Genomic DNA, 19,063 nt, shown 5'->3' with positions numbered 1-19,063 from the left:
CAAGCCTTCTTGGGGCAGCCAACTAAGAGTTCGTCGGGGGTCCTATGGACGCATTACGTAGCATCAAGCTTTCCACACGATTGATCTCTGCATTTGTGGTGTGTGCCATCATCACATTGGGAGTGGGGCTTTTAGGGCGCTCGGGCATCACAACACTAAAAGCAACAATGAACGAAATCGTAAGCAACAATCTGGTGTCTGTTTACAACACCGGTAATGCGCGCGCGAGTGCTTATGCATATTCCAGGGCTGTGCATGCTGCTCTGCTATTTAAGTACTCCAAGGCAGATCCGGTTAAATTTGACGCCGCAGTGCAATCCATGTCCGAGAGTCAGAAGGACGTTGAACGACTCTTCAAGGAATACCGCCAAACGCCTCTTGCCGATGACGAGCGCGTCGCCGGTGATCAGTTCGAAAAAGACTGGCCCGCCTATGTTCAGGGGTCAAATAAAGTAATCGCGTTGGCGACGGCGGGCGACCTTGATGGTGCTACGCAGCTATTCCAGCAGCAGGTTTCGCCGACCTTCAAGGGCGCTATTGATGACCTTCAAGTCATTGTTGCATCCAACTATCGCCAAAGCGGTGAGACTGCAGACGCGGCAGAGGCCGCCACTACGAGTGCTTACTGGATATTGGGTGTAGGGGTAATGGTCGCTTTTTTGGCTGCCATCGCTTTGGGAATGATCATCACACGCTCGATTACGCGACCGCTTTCTATCGCTATACGCAGCGCTGAGGAAGTGGCGGAGGGTGACCTTTCTCAACATATTGAAATCAGTGGGCGAGACGACGTCAGTGTACTGCTGAGTGCGCTGGGTAAAATGCAGGAAAATCTGCGGACCACTGTAAAAGAGATTGGCAGTGCTGCTGACCAACTGGCCTCTGCATCTGAAGAGCTGAACGCTGTCACGGAGGAAAGCTCACGCGGCCTGACGCGGCAGAATGATGAGATTCAGCAAGCGGCAACGGCAGTGAACGAAATGACTGCGGCCGTGGATGAAGTTGCCCGAAATGCGGCAGGCGCCGCTGAAGCCTCTGAGCAAACCAGCCTTAGTGCTGTGCAAGGGCGTGATCAAGTGCGCAGAGCCGTTAACTCTGTGGGGGCGATGGCGGATGAGATTTCAAACTCAACCGGCAAGGTTGAGGTGCTTGCAACCCGTGTCAGCGAGATCACAAAAGTACTTGAGGTGATCAGGGCCATTGCGGAGCAGACCAATCTCCTGGCACTGAACGCCGCCATCGAAGCAGCCAGGGCGGGTGAGCAGGGTCGCGGGTTCGCTGTTGTAGCAGATGAAGTGCGCGCACTTGCCCATCGGACCCAGGCGTCGACGGCGGACATCGAGTCGATGATGCAACAGGTTCGTTCGGGAGCTGAAGAAGCCGTCCTCGCGATGAATAAGAGTAAAGAGCTGGCAGTCGATACGCGGGCGCAGTCCATTGAGGCTGGCCAGGCCCTTGACCGAATCACCGAGGGTGTTTCAATCATCAATGAAAAGAACCTAGTGATCGCAAGTGCCGCTGAAGAGCAGGCTCAGGTTGCTCGTGAGGTTGATCGTAATCTGGTCAATATTCAGGATCTTTCCACGCAAACAGCGGCGGGCGCACATCAAACCAATGCGTCGAGCGCCGAACTTTCGCGACTGGCGGCGTCGTTTGGCGTACTGATCAGTCGATTCAAAGTTTGAGCACTATGGTTGCTGGGCGTACTTGGTATCAGCGGTGATGGTGATCCGCAGCGTTGGACTGGACGCATATTGCGGCGGTTGACGGTAGATCGAACGCCGAATTCGCATAACGCCGTTTATGTTCAACGGGCCCCCACATCTAAGCCAGGTGCGGGGGCCTTTTTTCGGGCTCCGGAAACCAGAGTGGCCGTGTTCTGCAACCCGGTGCGTTTAACCCTTGGGACTACTTCTACACATGCCACCAGGCTGCGGCCCTTGTAAGCCGTGGGGCTTGTCTCTAAAATGCGCTCGCGGGTAGTTTCGAGTCTCTTCTTTACCGCCACATTCTACAAACACAAACCCCTGATTTTCCTAGAGAAAATCGGGGGTTTGTGGTTTTTTTGGCTGAAAAAGGCCATATAGGCCCAATGTGGGACTGACGGTGTTTTTTGCCGTCTGCCTTCAGACACAACTGTTTGGCGGGTTCAGAATTGGCAGATGGGTTTCTATGCGGGTTAAGCAGGCTGCTTTCGGCCAAAACTGGTCGATCAGGTGCCTTCTAAAACTAGGAGGATTCATCCTGCATCGAATCGTTGGCAATTCTTCCGCCCATCCGGACTGCGTAAAATGACCACCCGACCGAAGCCGAAGCTCAACCTGCGCATTCTGATTCTTATCTTTGTACTGCTTTCGGCCATCGCAACCCTGGGCAACAGTTTCTGGGTGACGTTCAAGATTCAGAAGCAGGAATTGATCGAGAATGCGCTGGAAGTGAACAAGGCCTATGCCTCTCGGATCGCCCGGAGTGTGGAGCAGGTACTCAACTCCGACCTCGATAAACTGAAATATGGCTCGGTCGTCATTGGCAAAACGTTTGGTGACAAGCAAGAACTCGCGGAGGAAGTCCAGCGACTGTTTGGGCAAGACGCCAGTTTTAACTCCGTGTTGATCGCCGATGCGGGGGGAACAATCGTTGCCTCAGCTCCGGAAAACCTCCATCTCGATGGGCTGGCGCTGCAACACCGGGAGCCTCTCAGCCTTCGCACGCCGATCATCAGCAACGCGTTCAGGTCCATCGCAGGTAATCTGGTGGTCTTTATTTCCCACCCCATATTCGACGCGAAAGGAGAGTACCTGGGCCTGATAGGCGGCAGTATCCAGCTTGAACAGAGGAATACGCTCCAGGCGCTGATGGACACCAATGTGCGCAAGGACGGGGCGCATGTCTATCTCGTCGACAGCGCTCGCCGGGTGATCTATCACACCGATCCCGAGCACATCGGCAACGTCACTGGAGTGGGGTTGATCGTTGACGCGGCACTTAGTCAGGACGCGGGAACGTTGCAGGCGACGGATGCCAATGGCGTGGACATGCTCGCGGGGTTCGCCAGGGTGCCCAGCAGTGGTTGGGGGGTGATCTCGCAGCAGCCACTCGACAACATACACGCCATTCTGCGACACACCATGGCCAAGGTGGCGCAGGGCATCGCGCCCCTGGCGCTGTTCGGAATCGTGTTGATTTGGTGGTTGGGCGCACGGATCTCGGCGCCATTGTCCAGGCTTGCCGATTGCGCTAAACGGCTGGACTCGCCTGACAGCTACGAACGCATCAGCGCAATCCCGTCGCGCTATTTCGAAAGCTGGCAGATTCGCAGAGCACTGCTGCTTGGCGCTACCCTGCTACAGGAAAAGATCGGCAAGCTAAACCAGGAGGCACAAACTGATGTGCTGACAGGGCTGGCCAATCGTCGAGCGATGCAGGACATCCTGTCGCGCTGGCAGGACGCCGACAAAACGTTCGCAGTCGTTTCCATGGACATCGACCATTTCAAGCGTGTGAACGATACGTTTGGTCATGGTGTGGGTGATGAAACGCTGAGGGCCATCGCACAGCTCATGCAGCAGAACTCACGGTCCAACGACTTGCCCTGCCGGGTCGGCGGAGAGGAGTTCGTATTGTTATTGCCCAACAGTTCGCTTCAAGCTGCAACGGATGTCGCCGAGCGATTGCGTGCCTCGATCGAAGCAGCAAACATTGTGACGGTCGGGCATGTCACCGTGTCGCTGGGCGTCGCGCTATGGCATCCCGGTGGCGATTCGATATCCGCTGTGCTTGAGAGGGCTGACCAGCTTTTGTACCAGGCCAAGCAAAACGGTCGTAATCGGGTGGTGGCGGAACAGGCTTGATGGGCCTCCGCCAGTCTCGGGACACGCCTTCAATGCCTATGCCGATGATGAATGTCCGGAAAATGCGGATGGCTATGCTTGATCGGGTTATGGGTGTGCACATGCGTGTGCGGCGTTGCCGGGTCCCACTCAACCGCGTGTTCATGTTGATGATGTTCATCGTGGACATGCCGATGCCCGTGTTCCGTCGCCTCATGCTGATGTGCATGGGCATGGCGCTCGGTCAGGTGCAGCCACACCCCTGCAGCCATCAGCGCCGAAGCAATCCAGAACGCGCCGCTCACCGACTCGCCCAGCACCAGCAAGGCGAGTGCGGCGCCGAGGAAAGGCGCGGTAGAAAAATAGGCGCCGGTGCGCGCACTGCCCAGCCCGCGTAACGCCAACACAAACAGCACCAGGCTGATGCCATAGCCGAGAAACCCGACCAGCAAAATCGGCGCGAGCTGCGCCATGCCGGGGATCTGCGCGCCGAGGTACAGTGCCAGGCTGCAATTGACCACACCCGCGATCAAACCCTTGGCGCCGGCGATAAACAGCGCGTCCGAGGCCGACACCTTGCGTGTCAGGTTGTTATCAATCCCCCAGCACAGGCAGGCCACGGCAACCGCGAGTGGCCCGATCCAATCGTGACTGTCGGCGCCGTCTTGGGGCCATGACAACGCCACGCCACCAAGCACAATCGCAATCATCCCTAGGACGATGCGGCGGTCTGCGTTTTCCCTGAAGACCAGCCAGGCGATCAGCGCGGTCAATACCGATTCAAGGTTGAGCATTAGCGACGCGGTGGCGCCGGAGGTGCGGGTGAGGCCGAACATCAGGGCCACGGGCCCGAGGATGCCGCCGAACGCAATGGCGCCGAGCAGCCACGGCCATTCGGAGGGCGTCAGCCCGGTGGGGGTCCAGCCGCGATCACGGATCAGGCGCACGATGGCGAGTCCGCCGCCGCTGCCGAGGTAAAGCAGGCCTGCGAGCAGCACGGGCGAGAGGCCCAGGCCGAGGCTTTTGGCGAGCGGGGTGCTGGCGCCGAATAGCGCGGCGGCGGCGAGCGCGTAAAGGATACTGAGGTTCATGGACCATCCTCGAGAGGTTGGCCCATGATACGTCGCTCGCTCAGGTTAAATCCCGCGCAAATAGAGCAACGTCCGGTTTAGTGTGCTGCTTTCAGCTTGACCACATCACCGGAGATCTTGGTGGTGTAACCGCTCAGCACCCAAGCCCAAAACCATTTTTCCTGGATTTCGGTATTGATCATTGCGTCGCCGCCTTTTGCCTGGATGGCAGCCGTCTGGGCGCGGACGAAACGGCTGTTCTGGCCGATTGGGATCACACCGAACAGCATGATGCCGGTGGCGGTGGCTTCACTGTGACCCAGCACGGTGTATTGGCTGCTGTCGTATTGCGGGGATTTGATGGCGGTGCCGGTGCAGCCTGCGAGGGTGAAACCGAGAACAGCTGCTGCAACCACTTTACTGACGTACTTCACTGAGTAACTCCATGGACTGAATCCCGAGATTCAATTCTCGGGGGGCGATACTTTAAACGCTCCTGTAACAGATTGAAAACAATTGCCCGTCGTTCAGGCTTGCACATACGCCCAAGCCGTCAGGCCCGATGCCAACGCCACGCTGACCCGCTTGTAGTCGGACACTTCATACGCATCCGCCGCCGCCAACTCGTGCTCGGTAATCTGAAACACCCTGCCTTCAACGCTGGCGCCTTGGTCGGTGCTCGGCGCGACGATCGGGTGATGGGTCTTGCCGCTGGTGGCCAGCACTTGCGGGTCGGTAATCTCTACCCAGTTTTTCGAGTAGCCCAACATGGCGTCATGCTGGCCTGCCAGTTCTCTGCCGAAGCTGGCGAGTTGGACAGCCTTGTCCTGCAAGGTGCCGTAGGAAAACAACAGCACGGGAAAATCGGCGCAGCCTTCCATTTTTTGGTTCCCTTGAACAATTAAGCGAGTAGGTCTTCATAGAACGCGCCATACGGCTTGCTCGGGTGAGCGATCTGGATTTCCAGAATCCACAGCCCCGCATTCGGGTACTGCTCGAAGTCGCCGAGGTCGCCGCCACGATGGATAGCGTGGGGAAAGTCGCTGACGCGGTGGCCCTTGATGTCGAGGTTCAACTGCCAGCCCATGGCCTGGGCTTGTGCTTCGGCGTAGCGGTAGAGTTCGAGGCCGATGACCTGGTCGTTTTTCCAGCGCGCCTGCACGCGGTGGAACAGCTCTTTGGCCGCGTTGGCGCAGGCGATCATGTCCGGGTCGGTGCCAATGCAGAACGTGGCACCCGCGTCGCCTTCGTGACCTTGCCAGACGGCGCCCATGTCGATGAAGAAAATGTCGTTTTCACCGAGTACCGGGTCACCGTCGGAGCGTTGCTTGAAGGTCTTGAGGGTATTGGCGCCGAAGCGCACCAGCAACGGGTGCCAGATGCGTTGCATGTCGAGGTCGGCGAGGATGTGCTTGCCCAGCTCTCGCGCTTCGGACTCGAGCATGCCGGGGCGGATGCGTTGGGCCAGTTGTTCGATGGCTTGCCAGGTCATGGCCTGGGCATGGCGCATGGATTCGATACTGTAGGCGGCGCCCACGGCTTCTTTGGGGTGTCCTGACACCGTTATCTCCTTGTGCGGCAGCTAGCGTTATACGTTTTACTATATAGCGGCTGGCGTTAGGCGCCCAAGTGAAATTATTAGAAATGCAGCCACGCCAGGCTGCCCAGCACCACGGCCACACCGCCAGCCGTATACGACATGCGCTTCAACCATTCCTTGCGCGTCAACAACGTAATCGCCGCCAACGAAATCGCGATCTGAATCGCCGTCATCGCCTGGGCCCAGCGGTGATGCTGGTGCAGCGCTTCTTCGGATTTCTGATCCCATTCCTGTGAGGTTGCCTCAAGTTTCTCGGCCTGTTTACGCACGTCTTCCTTCTGGCCCTTGTAACGCTCGCTCTCATCCTTGTAGTGCGCGGCGTCTACACCGGGAATATGGGTAGCCAGTTCCGCCAGGTTTTGCCGGCTGGATTTGGCCTGGTAGTAGTTCCACTGGTTGGCCGCTTCGGTCTTGAAAATGGCAGCGTTGTTCTTGTCCATCGCCGCTTCGCTTTCGGTGGAGCCGGCCTGGTAGCTGAGCATGGCGCCAAGGGTGGCCATCAGTGCCGTCATCACGGCGATGCGGCTGGCGAAATTGTCACCGCGCGCGTGGGCATGTTCGGTGGTGTGTTCGATGTGTTTTTCGTGGGGGCTGGGGACTTCGAAGGCTTCGGTCATGGGGGCGGCTATGAAGGGATTGAGGGAGTTTGATTCTTCCTCAGTGAAGCTGTCTCAATCCTGTACGTAACGCTGTAAACCCGCGACTAGCGCGTCAAACGTCGCCCGGCAGCGCGGGCTGTTGCGCAGGTCTTCATGCATGGTGACCCAGGTGTCGAGTTTGAGCGCGAATGCCTCCGGCAGTACCCGCTGCAGGCGCGCGTCTTGTTTGGCCAGTTTGACCTGGCATCCGCCGATGCCGGCGCCAGCACGGATCAGCGCCAGTTGCGCCAGGTCGCTGTCGCTACTGAGGGCGAAGGTGCTGCGCTCGAAGCCTTTAACGGCCAGGCTGCGGATAAATGCGTTCTCCTGGTCGTAGCCGATCACCGCGTGGCCGCTCAGGTCTTTGAGCTCTTGCGGCGTACCGTGCTGGTGCAGGTAATCGTCGCGGGCATGCAGGCCGACTTCGATCAGGCCGATGCGCTGTGCCAGCAGTTGCGCCTGGCTGGGGCGGACCATACGCACGGCGATGTCGGCTTCCAATTGCAGCAGGTCGATCAGGCGGTTGGTCAGGACCAGTTCGACCTTGAGGTGAGGATGCTGTTGGCGCAGCCGCGTGATGATCGGCGGCAGTACTTCCACGCCGACCATCTCGCTGGCGGATACGCGCACCACGCCGCGGACCTCGTCGCCCTGGGAGGAGGCGCTGCGTTCCAGGGCAGCGGCCGTGCGCTCCATGGTCTCGGCGTGGGCCCTCATGGTGTGGGCCACTGCTGTCGGCAGCAGTCCGGTGGGGGAGCGAGTGAACAGCACCACGCCCAAGGCCGTTTCCAGCGCGGCAATGTGCCGACCGACGGTGGGCTGTGTGATGCCGAGCTGCCGCGCGGCCCCCGACAGCGATCCTTCCTTGAGTACGCCAAGAAACGATCGGTAAAGCTCCCAACCAATGTTCAATGCCATGCGTAAATGTATAGCGTCTGGATGGTCTTCGGCAATTCCTCTATAGCCATGCTGCGAACAGAATGGCCGCTCCAACCAACGTGGGAGTGGGTGATGAGCAAGGTACTGGTATTGGGTGCAACCGGCGGTATTGGCGGCGAAGTAGCGCGACAGCTGAGCGCGGCGGGCTGGCAGGTGTGTGCGTTGACCCGGGATGTCGACAAGGCCCGTAGCCAGAATGCCACCTATACCTGGCTCAAAGGCGATGCGCTCAATCGCGACGAAGTGATCGCTGCCGCGCGGGGCTGCGCGGTGATCGTCCATGCGGTGAACCCGCCGGGCTATCGCAATTGGGCCGAACAGGTGCTGCCGATGATCGACAACACCATAGCGGCCGCCATCGCCGAGCGCGCGACCATCGTGTTGCCCGGCACGGTCTACAACTTCGGGCCGGATGCGTTCCCCGTGCTGGACGAAGACTCACCCCAGCACCCGCTTACCCGCAAGGGCGCGGTACGGGTGCAACTGGAGCAGCGCTTGCTGCGGTCTTCCCGCGAGGGCGCTCGCGTATTGATCGTGCGTGCCGGGGATTTTTTCGGCGCCGGGGCGGCCAACAACTGGTTCTCCCAAGGCTTGGTCAAACCCGGTAAACCGGTGCGTGCCGTCAGCGATCCTGGCGCGCCAGGCGTGGCCCACCAGTGGGCCTACCTACCGGATGTGGCGCGCACCATGCTCGAGTTGATTGAGCGTCGCGCTACCCTCGAGGCGTTTGCCTGCTTTCATATGGCCGGGCACGTGGACATCGATGGCACGCAGATGAGCCAGGCGATCCAGCGCGTGGTGTTACGCAGGACGGGCCGGCAACCACGTGTAGGCGTATTTCCCTGGTGGTTGTTGACGTTGGCTGCGCCGTTTGTCGTGACCTTTCGCGAGATACAGGAGATGCGTTATCTGTGGCACACCCCGCTGCGTTTGGATAACCGGCGCTTGCTTGTGGCCCTGGGCCACGAGCCCCATACGCCGTTGGAGCACGCGGTGGAGGCCGCATTGACCAGCCTGGGCTGCCTGCCCACGCCCGCTTGATCAGGCGCACAGCCTAAAGGGTTGCCTGCCGACAAGCGTCGCCGGTATTGTGCTGAATCCTTTTAGTCCTTCCTCCAGGGTTTTGTCACGATGAATGCACCGCGTAGCGCAGTCGGTCCGATCAAGGCCGTGATTTTCGATATGGACGGCTTGTTGCTGGATACCGAAGGCATCTACACCGAAGTGACGCAGATCATCGCTGAGCGCTTCGGGCGTACCTATGACTGGGGGATCAAGCAGCACATCATCGGGCGCGGTGCCCAGGACCTGGCCGACTATGTGGTCAAGGCGCTGGACCTGCCGATCACGGCGGCTGAGTTCCTCGAAATCCGTGAGCCGCTGATGAGCGAGCGTTTCCCCAGGGCATTGGGCATGCCCGGCGCCGAAGCGTTGGTACGGCACCTGAACGCGCACAATATTCCGATTGCGGTGGGCACCAGTTCGTCGCGCAACTCCTTTGGCCACAAGACCACGTTGCACCGCGAGTGGTTTGGCCTGTTCGGCACCATCGTCACGGCTGACGACCCGGAAGTCGGCGCGGCCAAACCCGCGCCGGACATCTTCCTTACCGCCGCACGGCGCCTGGGCATTGCGCCGCAAGATTGCCTGGTATTTGAAGACTCGCCGTTCGGCGTCACCGCGGCGAAGGCGGCCCGGATGACCGCCATCGCCGTGCCCGATGAAGCCATGGCCGACAGCAAGTACCACCACGCCGACCAGATCATCCGCAAACTCGCGGATTTCGACCTCGCCGCCTACGGCTTGCCGCCAATGTCCTGATCCGGCGCCTACAGGCGGTTATGCGCTGAAGCCACCGTCAATGGTCAGGCTGGCCCCGGTGATGTACCCCGCTTCCGGCCCGGCGAGGTAGGCCACAAAGCTGGCGATCTCCTCGACATGGCCATAACGGCCCACCGCCATCAACCCGATCAGGCTCTCGGCGAATTCACTGTTCGCCGGGTTCATGTCGGTGTCCACCGGCCCCGGTTGCACGTTGTTAATGGTGATGCCACGTGGCCCCAGGTCCCGCGCTAGGCCCTTGGTCAAGCCGACCAGCGCCGCCTTGCTCATCGCATACGGCCCGCCACCGCCAAACGGCATGCGCTCGGCGTTGGTGCTGCCGATGTTGATCACGCGGCCGCCTTCGCGCATGTGCTTGGCCGCTTCCTGAGTGGCGATGAACACGCTGCGCACGTTGATTGCCAGGGTCTGGTCGAAGTCCTCCAGCTTGAAGTCTTCCAGCGGGGCGATGGCCAGTACGCCAGCGTTGTTCACCAGGATATCCAGGCGCCCAAAGGCATGGACCGTGGCGTTGACCGCGTTGCGAATCGCCGTGGCATCGGCACTGTCGGCCTGAATCGCCAAGGCTTTGCCGCCGGCGCTGATCACGCTGTTCTGCAATTCTGCGGCCTTGGCGGCCGAACTGATGTAGGTAAAGGCGACGGCTGCACCTTGCGCCGCAAGACGCTTGACGATGGCGGCGCCGATGCCGCGTGAACCGCCTTGAATCAAGGCGACTTTGCCGCTGAGGTTATGGGTGGTCATGTCGATCTCCTAACTGTTCAAGGCGGGATGCCTTGTTGATGGAGCCGAGTATCGACCTCACCTCCCGCAGTCGGTAGACCTTGATTGCTATAGTCTGTGTAAACCAAAAGTTTAGAGTGGGCGGATATGGAGAGCTTCGGCAGTATCGAATGCTTTGTGCGCAGCGCCGAAGGCGGCAGCTTTGCCGAAGCAGCCCGGCACTTGAGCCTGACCCCGGCGGCGGTGGGCAAAAGTGTCGCCAAGCTGGAAGCGCGCCTGGGCGTGCGGTTGTTCCAGCGCAGCACCCGGCGCCTGACCCTGACCGAAGCCGGCAAGCGGTTCCTCGCAGAAGTCAGCGACAGCCTCATCACCATCCAGAACGCCGTGGCCAACCTGGCCAGCGCCGAGGGCCGGCCGGTGGGGACGCTCAAGGTCAGCATGGGCACGGTGTTCGGTAATCGTTATGTCATGCCGTTGCTGGGGGAGTTCGTGCGGCGTTTTCCGGATATCAGCCCGGATTGGCATTTTGATAACCGCCAGGTTGACCTGATCGGCCAGGGCTTCGATGCGGCCATCGGCGGTGGCTTTGAGCTGCCCCAGGGCGTGGTGGCGCGCAAGCTGACGCCCGCGCACCGGGTGCTGGTGGCGTCATCGAATTACCTGGCGCAGCGCCTGCCGGTACTGGCACCCGAGGATCTGGCGCGCTGCCTGGGCATCCTGATCCGCTCCCCGCAAACCGGCCGCGTGCGCTCCTGGCAACTGACCAACCGTGAGCGCGAACAGCGCCCGTTGGTGCTCAAACCGCGCATGACCTTGAGCGATTCGGAGGCCGCCTGTTGCGCCGCCGCCCAGGGCCTGGGCATCGCGTTGGTGAGCATGCCGATGGCGGTGCCGTTCCTCGACAGCGGCGCGGTGGTGCGGGTGCTGCCCGACTGGTACGTCGACGACGGCAACATCTCTCTCTACTACGCCGAACACAAACTGCTGCCCGGTAAGACGCGGGCGTTTGTCGACTTCATCATCGAGCAGTTTGTAATGACGGGATTGGCGCAGCGCTTCAGCGCGATTTGATGGCGACGCCATACCGGGCGTCTGCGTCGCGGGCAAGCGCCTTACCACATCTTTTGACCGCCTCAGCATTTACGCCTTGCTGATGAGATTCCCGGCATGCAGCCCGCATTCCTTCTGCGTGGCTTCTTCCCACCACCAGCGGCCTTCGCGCTCGTGCTGGTTTGGCAACACCGGGCGGGTGCAGGGCTCGCAGCCGATGCTGATAAAACCGCGCTCGTGCAGGCTGTTGTACGGCAGCTCCAGCATGCGGATGTAACCCCAGATTTCTTCGCTGGTCATCTGCGCCAGCGGGTTGAACTTGTACAGGGTGCGTTCCGGTGTAGAAAAGGCCGTGTCGATTTCCAGTGCCGCCACTTGGCTGCGGGTGCCGGGGCTCTGGTCGCGGCGTTGGCCGGTGGCCCAGGCGCGCACGCCGGAGAGCTTGCGGCGCAGCGGCTCGATCTTGCGCACGCCGCAGCATTCGCCATGGCCGTCTTTATAGAAGCTGAACAGGCCTTTCTCTTTGACGAACGGTTCCAGTTTGCTCTGGTCCGGCGAGATCAGCTCGATGTCGATCTTGTAGAACTCGCGCACCTGTTCAATGAAGCGGTAGGTCTCAGGGTGCAGGCGGCCGGTGTCGAGGCTGAACACCTTGACGTTCTTGTTCAGCTTCCAGGCCATGTCTACCAGCACCACATCCTCGGCACCGCTGAAGGAAATCCACAAGTCATCGCCGAACTGGCTGAACGCCAGCTTGAGAATGTCCTGGGCAGATTTGTTGGCATAGGTCGTGGCGAGTTCAACGACATCGAAGGCTTGGTTCATCAGGACGGTTCCTACAGGTCAGTGGCGCTGAGCGCTCTATAGGGGAGCGATGGTATCAAAATCCGCCCTGCGTTGCGGCCGCCGCCTTGAATCGCTAGAGTTCGGCAGTCTTTTTGCTCGCTCGACTTGAACAATACAAATAGGAGTGTCTCGTGGAAATTGCCTGTCTCGACCTGGAAGGAGTACTGGTTCCGGAAATCTGGATCGCCTTCGCCGAAAAAACCGGTATTGAATCCCTGCGGGCGACCACCCGGGACATTCCCGACTACGACGTGCTGATGAAGCAACGCCTGCGCATCCTCGACGAACACGGGCTCAAGCTCGCCGATATCCAGGAAGTGATCGCCACCCTCAAGCCGCTGGACGGCGCCATCGAGTTCGTCAACTGGCTGCGTGAGCGCTTCCAGGTGGTGATCCTGTCGGACACCTTCTACGAATTTTCCCAGCCGCTGATGCGTCAGCTGGGCTTCCCGACTCTGTTGTGCCACCGCCTGATCACTGACGAAAGCGATCGCGTGGTCAGCTACCAACTGCGCCAGAAAGACCCCAAGCGCCAGTCGGTGCTGTCGTTCAAGAGCTTGTACTACCGCGTGATCGCTGCCGGCGATTCGTACAACGACACCAGCATGTTGGGCGAGGCTGATCGTGGGATTCTGTTCCATGCGCCGGAGAATGTGATCCGCGAGTTCCCGCAGTTCCCGGCGGTGCATACGTTTGAAGACCTGAAGAACGAGTTCATCAAGGCTTCGAACCGACCGTTGAGTCTGTAAGTCGTTCAGCGAATCTGACGGCCTCATCGCGAGCAAGCCCGCTCCCACATTCGAACGCGTTTATCCTTTGGAAGCGCGGTCGAATGTGGGAGCGGGCTTGCTCGCGATGGGGACCTTACGGCCGCCTGAGATCTTAAGCCCCAGCCAGCAACCGCTCATACGGGATGCTCAAGCCTTCATGCAGGCGCTTGATCATCGACAGGCTCAGCTTGCGCTTGCGGTTAAGCACTTCGGACACCCGGCCGCTGGTGCCGATGAATGCCTCCAGGTCGCGCGCTGTCATGCCGAGTTGCTCCATGCGAAAGCGGATGGCTTCCACCGGGTCCGACGGCGGCATTGGATAATGTTCGGCCTCGTACTTTTCAATGAGGACCGCAAGGATTTCCAGCTCATCGCCCTCGGGCGAGCCGATTGGTGCTTCCCATATCTGCTCGACGCGTGCGAGCGCGGCGGTGAGGTTTTCTTGGGAATGTATGGGTTTGATGTTCATCACACGGTCTCCGCGTTGATCTGATCGTACTGTGCGTGGGTCCCGACGAAACGTATGAACCCAAGCTGACGCTGATAATTGATCGCCATGATCACTCGATACCGGTTGCCGCCCACGTTGAATACAACCCTGCTGCCTTTGAGGATGCTCGCGGTTCCGAGGTCCGCCTTGAGCGCTTGCGGCGTTGGGTATGCAGCCTTCTCCATATGGCGATACAACTCGACCAGCGGTGTTTTGGCGTCGATGTAAGCTGGGTGGCTCTCCCAGAAGAGACGTAAGGTCGAGAACGCGATTATCCGCATGAGTCGAACCTCCCAATTTGGGAGATGTTAGTCTCAGGCAAGTGCAGATGCAATCTTGGAAATATTTTCTGACGAGTAAGCAATCGCTTCATGTGATCCTTCACAGATGGCGGGTGGAGGTCGAAACCGGACGCTATCCTCCAGCTCATACGCCGTCCACAGCGCGTCTGATTCAGGTTTTTTCTGCGCTCGGGCGCTACGTCCCGAAGCCGGGAAGGGCGCTGCGCTAGAGGCTTTCCAGGGTTTGTAACAACACCCGCACCTTGGTCAGCGACTCCTGATATTCCGCCTGCCATTCCGAGTCGGCGACGATCCCGCCGCCGCCCCAGCAGCACACCTGGCCGTCCTTGACCAGCAAGCTGCGGATGGCGATGGAGCTGTCCATCTCGCCGCGCACGTCCAGGTACACCAGCGAGCCGCAGTACAGCCCGCGCCGGGTTGGCTCCAGTTCGTCGATGATCTGCATCGCGCGGATCTTCGGTGCGCCAGTGATGGAGCCGCCGGGGAAGCTGCCGGCGATCAGATCCAGGGCGTCCTTGTCGTCGGCCAATTCGCCGGTGACGCTGCTGACCAGGTGATGCACGTTGGGGTAGCTTTCCAGGCTGAACAACTCCGGCACGTTCACCGAGCCGGTGCGGCAGGTGCGGCCGAGGTCGTTGCGCAGCAGGTCGACGATCATCAGGTTCTCGGCACGATCCTTGGGGCTCGCCAGCAGTTCGGCGGCGTTGGCGGCGTCTTCTTCAGGCGTCAGGCCACGCGGGCGGGTGCCTTTGATCGGGCGGGTTTCGACCTGGCGCTGGCTGATCTTGATGAAGCGTTCCGGTGACAGGCTCAACACCGCGCCGTCATCCGGCAGGCTCTGGAACCCGGAAAATGGTGTCGGGCAGGCTTCGCGCAAGGCGCAATAGGCCGCCCAGGGATCACCGCTGCACGCTGCGCGAAAGCGCTGGGTGAAGTTGACCTGGTAGCAGTCGCCCGCCTGGATGTAGGCATGGATGCGTGCGATGGCGTGTGCGTAGGTCTGGGCGCTGAGGTCCGGTGTCATGGGGCCGTGGAGTTTGAAAGCGGCCGCTGTCTCTGCACCGGGTTGGCTGAACAGGCTGATCAGTCGCTGCCGCTCGCCATCGACCAGCGCCGGGTGAAAGACCAACTGGCTGGTTTGCGCCTGGTGATCGCTGACCAGGGCCCAGGCATACAGCCCAAAACGTGCGTCCGGCAGGTGCAGATCATCCACCGCCCGGTGCGGCAGTTGTTCCAGGTGCCGGCCGAAATCGTAGCTCAGGTAACCGATCAGGCCACCGGCAAACGGCAACGCGTAGCCAGCCGGCAATGCCGCTTCACCCAACTGCGTAAGGTTTTCCCGCAGGCGTTGCAGGAATTCGCTGCCGCTCTCGTCAGGCCGCACCGCCAGCGTCGCCTCGGGCCAGGCGCTGAGCAGGTCATAACGCCCACGCTCGGCCACCGGGCGGCCGCTGTCCAATAGCACTGCGCCAGGGGCATGGCGAATCGCCGCAAAATACTCGGCGGGGTTGGCCCGGTAGGGCAGTGGGTATACGGAGCAGGTCGACATGCGGGGTGGATCAGCTGATGGCGTGGGGGAGGGGATTGTAGACCCCTGTAGGATTTGGTCCTAGAGGGGATGTCGGGGATAGACAGATCGAAGGCCGGTTCAGCCTTCGACTGCCGGGATGTGCCCAAACATGGCCTGCACGAACTTCACTCGTTCGTCCGGCGTTTCCGTCGTGCCGGCAGCTTTCAATTCTTCCAAGCGTGCCTCGACCGCATGGGTGCGCAGGGTCAGGCCGCAGTCGTTGGCGATCTGGATATTCAGCCCCGGCCGCGCATTCAGTTCGAGGATCAGCGGGCCTTTTTCCTGGTCCAACACCATGTCCACGCCGATGTAGCCCAGCCCGCACAACTCATAACAGCCCGCGGCGAGTTTCATGAACCCGTCCCAGTTTGGCAGTTGCACGCCATCCACCGCGTTGGTGGTGTCGGGGTGTTTGGTGATGATGCTGTTCAGCCAGGTGCCGCGCAGGGTCAGGCCGGTGGCCAAATCTACGCCCACGCCGATCGCGCCCTGGTGCAGGTTGGCCTTGCCGCCGGACTGGCGGGTCGGCAAGCGCAGCATGGCCATCACCGGGTAGCCCATCAGCACGATGATGCGGATATCCGGCACGCCTTCGTAGCTGATGCTCTTGAAAATCTGGTCGGGTACCACGCGGTACTCGATCAGCGCGCGGTCGCGGTGGCCGCCCAGGGAGTACAGGCCGGTGAGGATGCTGGAAATCTGATGCTCGATTTCCTCATGGCTGATGATCTTGCCGGACACCGTGCGATAGCGCCCTTCAAAACGGTCGGCGATGACGAGGATGCCGTCACCGCCAGCGCCCTGGGCCGGCTTGATCACGAAGTCGCTGCGCCCGCCAATGATCTCGTCGAGCTTGTCGATTTCCTTTTCGGTGGAGATCACCCCGTACATTTCCGGCACGTGGATGCCGGCCGCCAGGGCTCGTTCCTTGGTGATGATCTTGTCATCCACGATCGGGTACAGGCTGCGCTTGTTGTACTTGAGCACGTAGTCGGCGTTACGCCGGTTGATGCCCATGATGCCGCGCGCTTCCAGGGCCTTCCAGGTCTTCCAGAAGCCGAACATTACGAGTCAGCCTTGAGGAAGGCCTTGAAGCGCACCAACTCGGTCAGGCGATAGCCGCGATAACGCCCCATGGCCAGCATGAAGCCCACCAGGATCAGCAGGATCGCCGGGAAGGTGAACACAAAGTAGACCAGCTCCGGCACGCTCATGATCACGTGCGCCAGCGACGCCGCGAACAGCGTGCCGATCGCCACTTTCATCGCATGCCCGGCACCGCGTTCTTCCCAGGTGATCGACAGGCGTTCGATGGTCATGGTCAGAATCACCATCGGGAACAGCGCCACCGACAGCCCGCGCTCCAGCCCCAGCTTATGGCTGAACAGGCTGATGGCCGCGATCAGCACCACGACGAAGGTCAGCACCACCGACAGCCTTGGCAGCATCTGCAACTTCAGGTGTTCCAGGTACGAGCGCAGGGACAAGCCCAGCGCCGTGATGATCGTAAACAGCACAATCCCGAAGCCCAACTGGGTCTCGCGGAACGCCAGGGCGATCAGCACCGGGGTAAACGTGCCCAGGGTCTGCAGGCCGATCAGGTTGCGCAGGATCAGGATCACCAGCACGCCAATCGGGATCATCACCATGATCATGAAGGTCTGCTGGGTTTGCAGCGGCAGGCCGTACAGCGAGTATTCGAGGAAATTGGCGTCGGTGTTTTCGTCGGTCAACTTGGCCAGGCGAATCGCGTTCATTTCGCTGTTGTTCAGGCTGAAGGTGACCATGGCTTTCTTGCCGCCATCGACGGTGATCAGGTTTTCATCGCCGGTCCACCACAGCAGGCGGTCGGCGGGCAGGCCGGGTTCGCCGGTTTCCGGGTTGAAGTACAGCCAGTCATTGCCATTGAAGCTGCGCAGCCACAGTTCCGGGGTTTGCGGCTGGTCGGCGACGAGGCGGATGGTGTGGACTTTTTCCACCGGCACGTGGGCGATGGACAGCAGCAGTTCGACGATCTTGGCCTTGTGCGGCGTGGAGGGGTCGCCCGCCAGCAGCAGCTTGACGTTGTCGTCGTTGAGGTTGTTGGTGCGCTTGATGGCTTCGGTAATAAAGGTTTCCACATCGGCCGAGTGCTGGCGGATCGGCGCCAGCAGGGCTTCGGCGGCGATTTTTTCCGGGCCTTCCACCGCAATGCTGTCGCGGAAGGTCGGGCCCTTGATCTTGACCTTTTCGCCGCTGTAACGCTTGGTCAGCACCAGGCGGTAATACAGGGTCTGCTTGCCCTTGGCCCTGCGCGCCGACCAGGTGACCTTGCGGTTGCCATCGATGCGGTTGACGCTGACCCCGTAGTTATTCGAGATGAAACTCTCATTGAGGCTGACGAAGTCGCGGCTCAGGGGCGGCACGAACATCTGGATCTTCACCGGGTCTTTCGGGTTAGCGGCGAACTCGACCTTGGCGTCGATGTTCCACAAGTCATCGGTGGCGTCCTCGGTGACGGGAATGCCCAGCACGAAGATCTGGTAGGCGGTGACCGAAATACCCAGCACCACCAGGAGGGTGATCAGGATTCTCAGGTGCAGGGTCAGAGAGCGCATTCGGTTTACTCGGCGGTATGAGCGTCGGCGGCGCAGGCAGGTTTACCCGCTGCGTATTTAAGACTGGGGTCGACCAGCGCATCGAAGCGTTTCAGCGCTTCGGAGCCGATCAGCAGCGGGTATTGGAAAGCGCTGCGGTCAGTCAAGTTCACTTCGATGCTGCGTAATGCGCTGCCCATGCAGATGTCCAGGGCAATCACTGGACGGGCGGTGTAGTTCTTGTCCTCATCGGGATCGTAGTCACCGGCGCGGCGCTTGATCTTGCTGACGCGGGCCAGTGGGCGTTCGATGGGGTGGGAATGGGCGGTGTCGATGGCCAGATAGAAGCGCACCCAGGATTCACCGTTGCGCTTGAAGCGTTTGATATCGCGCGCGCTCAACGAGGCGGTCTTGGCGCCGGTGTCGAGTTTGGCTGCCACTTCCAGGTCGATATCTGCCAGCTTGGCGTATTCGTTGAGGCCATACACGGTCTTCTCGGCGGCAGCACAGAGCCCCGGTATAAGTCCCGGTATGAACAGTAGGCAAAATAATCGGGGGAAGGGCTTGAGTCTCATAAATCCTGAGGCGGTGCAGTGCGATGTTCAATTCAAGGCGACTGGCATTGCTGCGCAAGCTCCCTCGTGCGCCGTTTCATCAAGAGATGTCAGGCAAAAGCGGCGGCTATTCTAACATGATGCTTTTTTGGCGCCAGCGCTGGCAGGCGGCCATGCTCGTGGTGCCTGCAACGTTGGTTATTAGACGATTGTCGACAATGTTGATTTATTCTTTGACTAAGAAGGGCTAATTGGCTAGTTTT

The 19,063-nt window shown here is 60.2% G+C and carries 21 protein-coding genes; 7 read left to right on the top strand and 14 right to left on the bottom strand.

Annotated features, from left to right (window positions below; all coding sequences use genetic code 11):
• Positions 1-44: 44 nt before the first annotated feature.
• The gene (locus tag P3S72_RS23015; RefSeq protein WP_276194365.1) at positions 45-1,685 is read left to right on the top strand and encodes a methyl-accepting chemotaxis protein; all 1,641 of its coding nucleotides are present in this window, start codon (positions 45-47) and stop codon (positions 1,683-1,685) included.
• Between the two features lie 606 nt (positions 1,686-2,291).
• Positions 2,292-3,851, top strand: coding sequence for a diguanylate cyclase (locus P3S72_RS23010; protein ID WP_247402521.1), 1,560 nt, complete (start codon positions 2,292-2,294; stop codon positions 3,849-3,851).
• 29 nt (positions 3,852-3,880) lie between these two features.
• Here the strand turns inward: P3S72_RS23010 and P3S72_RS23005 are convergent, their stop codons facing one another.
• The 6 genes from P3S72_RS23005 to P3S72_RS22980 form a co-directional block, all read right to left on the bottom strand.
• The gene (locus P3S72_RS23005; protein WP_276194364.1) at positions 3,881-4,921 is read right to left on the bottom strand and encodes a DMT family transporter; all 1,041 of its coding nucleotides are present in this window, start codon (positions 4,919-4,921) and stop codon (positions 3,881-3,883) included.
• 77 nt (positions 4,922-4,998) lie between these two features.
• Positions 4,999-5,334, bottom strand: a complete 336-nt coding sequence (locus P3S72_RS23000) for a hypothetical protein (protein ID WP_247408343.1) — start codon at positions 5,332-5,334, stop codon at positions 4,999-5,001.
• A gap of 93 nt (positions 5,335-5,427) precedes the next feature.
• Positions 5,428-5,781, bottom strand: coding sequence for a gamma-glutamylcyclotransferase family protein (locus P3S72_RS22995; RefSeq protein ID WP_276194363.1), 354 nt, complete (start codon positions 5,779-5,781; stop codon positions 5,428-5,430).
• Between the two features lie 20 nt (positions 5,782-5,801).
• Positions 5,802-6,461 carry a M24 family metallopeptidase gene (locus P3S72_RS22990; protein ID WP_276194362.1) on the bottom strand — a complete coding sequence of 220 codons (660 nt, stop codon included), beginning with the start codon at positions 6,459-6,461 and terminating at the stop codon, positions 5,802-5,804.
• Positions 6,462-6,538: 77 nt separating this feature from the next.
• A complete protein-coding gene (locus P3S72_RS22985; protein ID WP_276194361.1) occupies positions 6,539-7,117 on the bottom strand; it encodes a DUF4337 domain-containing protein in 579 nt (192 codons plus the stop codon).
• Between the two features lie 54 nt (positions 7,118-7,171).
• Positions 7,172-8,056: a LysR family transcriptional regulator gene (locus tag P3S72_RS22980; protein ID WP_276194360.1), complete on the bottom strand. Its 885-nt coding sequence runs from the start codon at positions 8,054-8,056 to the stop codon at positions 7,172-7,174.
• Positions 8,057-8,149: 93 nt separating this feature from the next.
• On the opposite strand from P3S72_RS22980, the gene P3S72_RS22975 reads away from it, so the two are divergent.
• On the top strand, positions 8,150-9,118 hold the full coding sequence (locus tag P3S72_RS22975; RefSeq protein WP_276194359.1) for an NAD(P)H-binding protein: 969 nt from the start codon (positions 8,150-8,152) through the stop codon (positions 9,116-9,118).
• Positions 9,119-9,208: 90 nt separating this feature from the next.
• Positions 9,209-9,898 (top strand): HAD-IA family hydrolase, encoded by a 690-nt coding sequence (locus tag P3S72_RS22970; RefSeq protein ID WP_017848488.1) that lies wholly within the window; start codon positions 9,209-9,211, stop codon positions 9,896-9,898.
• A gap of 18 nt (positions 9,899-9,916) precedes the next feature.
• Here the strand turns inward: P3S72_RS22970 and P3S72_RS22965 are convergent, their stop codons facing one another.
• On the bottom strand, positions 9,917-10,663 hold the full coding sequence (locus P3S72_RS22965; protein WP_276194358.1) for a 3-oxoacyl-ACP reductase family protein: 747 nt from the start codon (positions 10,661-10,663) through the stop codon (positions 9,917-9,919).
• Between the two features lie 126 nt (positions 10,664-10,789).
• Between P3S72_RS22965 and P3S72_RS22960 the strand changes: the two genes are divergently transcribed.
• Positions 10,790-11,713 carry a LysR family transcriptional regulator gene (locus P3S72_RS22960; RefSeq protein WP_276194357.1) on the top strand — a complete coding sequence of 308 codons (924 nt, stop codon included), beginning with the start codon at positions 10,790-10,792 and terminating at the stop codon, positions 11,711-11,713.
• A 69-nt stretch (positions 11,714-11,782) separates the two neighbouring features.
• On the opposite strand, the gene P3S72_RS22955 is transcribed toward P3S72_RS22960, so the two are convergent.
• Complete coding sequence (locus P3S72_RS22955) at positions 11,783-12,517, bottom strand: phosphoadenylyl-sulfate reductase (RefSeq protein ID WP_046382409.1); 735 nt, start codon at positions 12,515-12,517, stop codon at positions 11,783-11,785.
• A 152-nt stretch (positions 12,518-12,669) separates the two neighbouring features.
• Between P3S72_RS22955 and thrH the strand changes: the two genes are divergently transcribed.
• Positions 12,670-13,287: a bifunctional phosphoserine phosphatase/homoserine phosphotransferase ThrH gene (thrH, locus tag P3S72_RS22950; protein ID WP_276194356.1), complete on the top strand. Its 618-nt coding sequence runs from the start codon at positions 12,670-12,672 to the stop codon at positions 13,285-13,287.
• Between the two features lie 133 nt (positions 13,288-13,420).
• Here thrH and P3S72_RS22945 read toward each other — a convergent pair whose 3' ends face one another.
• The 6 genes from P3S72_RS22945 to P3S72_RS22920 form a co-directional block, all read right to left on the bottom strand.
• Positions 13,421-13,777 carry a transcriptional regulator gene (locus tag P3S72_RS22945; protein WP_276194355.1) on the bottom strand — a complete coding sequence of 119 codons (357 nt, stop codon included), beginning with the start codon at positions 13,775-13,777 and terminating at the stop codon, positions 13,421-13,423.
• Complete coding sequence (locus P3S72_RS22940) at positions 13,777-14,079, bottom strand: type II toxin-antitoxin system HigB family toxin (RefSeq protein ID WP_247401215.1); 303 nt, start codon at positions 14,077-14,079, stop codon at positions 13,777-13,779. The genes P3S72_RS22945 and P3S72_RS22940 overlap by 1 nt, the downstream gene beginning before the upstream one ends.
• 226 nt (positions 14,080-14,305) lie before the next feature.
• The gene (gene pabB, locus P3S72_RS22935) at positions 14,306-15,649 is read right to left on the bottom strand and encodes an aminodeoxychorismate synthase component I (RefSeq protein ID WP_276194354.1); all 1,344 of its coding nucleotides are present in this window, start codon (positions 15,647-15,649) and stop codon (positions 14,306-14,308) included.
• 99 nt (positions 15,650-15,748) lie between these two features.
• A complete protein-coding gene (locus P3S72_RS22930) occupies positions 15,749-16,735 on the bottom strand; it encodes an alpha-L-glutamate ligase-like protein (RefSeq protein ID WP_276194353.1) in 987 nt (328 codons plus the stop codon).
• Complete coding sequence (locus tag P3S72_RS22925) at positions 16,735-18,267, bottom strand: inactive transglutaminase family protein (RefSeq protein ID WP_276194352.1); 1,533 nt, start codon at positions 18,265-18,267, stop codon at positions 16,735-16,737. Before P3S72_RS22925 ends, P3S72_RS22930 begins: the two co-directional genes overlap by 1 nt.
• 5 nt (positions 18,268-18,272) lie before the next feature.
• Positions 18,273-18,821: an ATP-dependent zinc protease gene (locus tag P3S72_RS22920; protein ID WP_276194351.1), complete on the bottom strand. Its 549-nt coding sequence runs from the start codon at positions 18,819-18,821 to the stop codon at positions 18,273-18,275.
• A gap of 47 nt (positions 18,822-18,868) precedes the next feature.
• On the opposite strand from P3S72_RS22920, the gene P3S72_RS22915 reads away from it, so the two are divergent.
• Entirely contained in the window at positions 18,869-19,051 is a 183-nt protein-coding gene (locus P3S72_RS22915; RefSeq protein WP_276194350.1) for a hypothetical protein, read from the top strand.
• Positions 19,052-19,063 lie beyond the last annotated feature (12 nt).

The organism is Pseudomonas sp. D3, from assembly GCF_029320995.1.
Taxonomy (GTDB): domain Bacteria; phylum Pseudomonadota; class Gammaproteobacteria; order Pseudomonadales; family Pseudomonadaceae; genus Aquipseudomonas; species Aquipseudomonas paraveronii.
This window is presented reverse-complemented; position numbering and strand designations above follow the sequence as displayed.

Coding starts and splice junctions, on each gene's coding strand:
- P3S72_RS22920 (WP_276194351.1), bottom strand. CDS start 18,821: ATGAGACTCAAGCCCTTCCCCCGATTATTTTGCCTACTGTTCATACCG.
- P3S72_RS22960 (WP_276194357.1), top strand. CDS start 10,790: ATGGAGAGCTTCGGCAGTATCGAATGCTTTGTGCGCAGCGCCGAAGGC.
- P3S72_RS22970 (WP_017848488.1), top strand. CDS start 9,209: ATGAATGCACCGCGTAGCGCAGTCGGTCCGATCAAGGCCGTGATTTTC.
- P3S72_RS22995 (WP_276194363.1), bottom strand. CDS start 5,781: ATGGAAGGCTGCGCCGATTTTCCCGTGCTGTTGTTTTCCTACGGCACC.
- P3S72_RS23010 (WP_247402521.1), top strand. CDS start 2,292: ATGACCACCCGACCGAAGCCGAAGCTCAACCTGCGCATTCTGATTCTT.
- P3S72_RS22965 (WP_276194358.1), bottom strand. CDS start 10,663: ATGACCACCCATAACCTCAGCGGCAAAGTCGCCTTGATTCAAGGCGGT.
- P3S72_RS22985 (WP_276194361.1), bottom strand. CDS start 7,117: ATGACCGAAGCCTTCGAAGTCCCCAGCCCCCACGAAAAACACATCGAA.
- P3S72_RS23015 (WP_276194365.1), top strand. CDS start 45: ATGGACGCATTACGTAGCATCAAGCTTTCCACACGATTGATCTCTGCA.
- P3S72_RS23005 (WP_276194364.1), bottom strand. CDS start 4,921: ATGAACCTCAGTATCCTTTACGCGCTCGCCGCCGCCGCGCTATTCGGC.
- P3S72_RS22955 (WP_046382409.1), bottom strand. CDS start 12,517: ATGAACCAAGCCTTCGATGTCGTTGAACTCGCCACGACCTATGCCAAC.
- pabB (WP_276194354.1), bottom strand. CDS start 15,649: ATGTCGACCTGCTCCGTATACCCACTGCCCTACCGGGCCAACCCCGCC.
- P3S72_RS22975 (WP_276194359.1), top strand. CDS start 8,150: ATGAGCAAGGTACTGGTATTGGGTGCAACCGGCGGTATTGGCGGCGAA.
- P3S72_RS22930 (WP_276194353.1), bottom strand. CDS start 16,735: ATGTTCGGCTTCTGGAAGACCTGGAAGGCCCTGGAAGCGCGCGGCATC.
- P3S72_RS22980 (WP_276194360.1), bottom strand. CDS start 8,056: ATGGCATTGAACATTGGTTGGGAGCTTTACCGATCGTTTCTTGGCGTA.
- P3S72_RS22945 (WP_276194355.1), bottom strand. CDS start 13,777: ATGAACATCAAACCCATACATTCCCAAGAAAACCTCACCGCCGCGCTC.
- P3S72_RS22925 (WP_276194352.1), bottom strand. CDS start 18,267: ATGCGCTCTCTGACCCTGCACCTGAGAATCCTGATCACCCTCCTGGTG.
- P3S72_RS22940 (WP_247401215.1), bottom strand. CDS start 14,079: ATGCGGATAATCGCGTTCTCGACCTTACGTCTCTTCTGGGAGAGCCAC.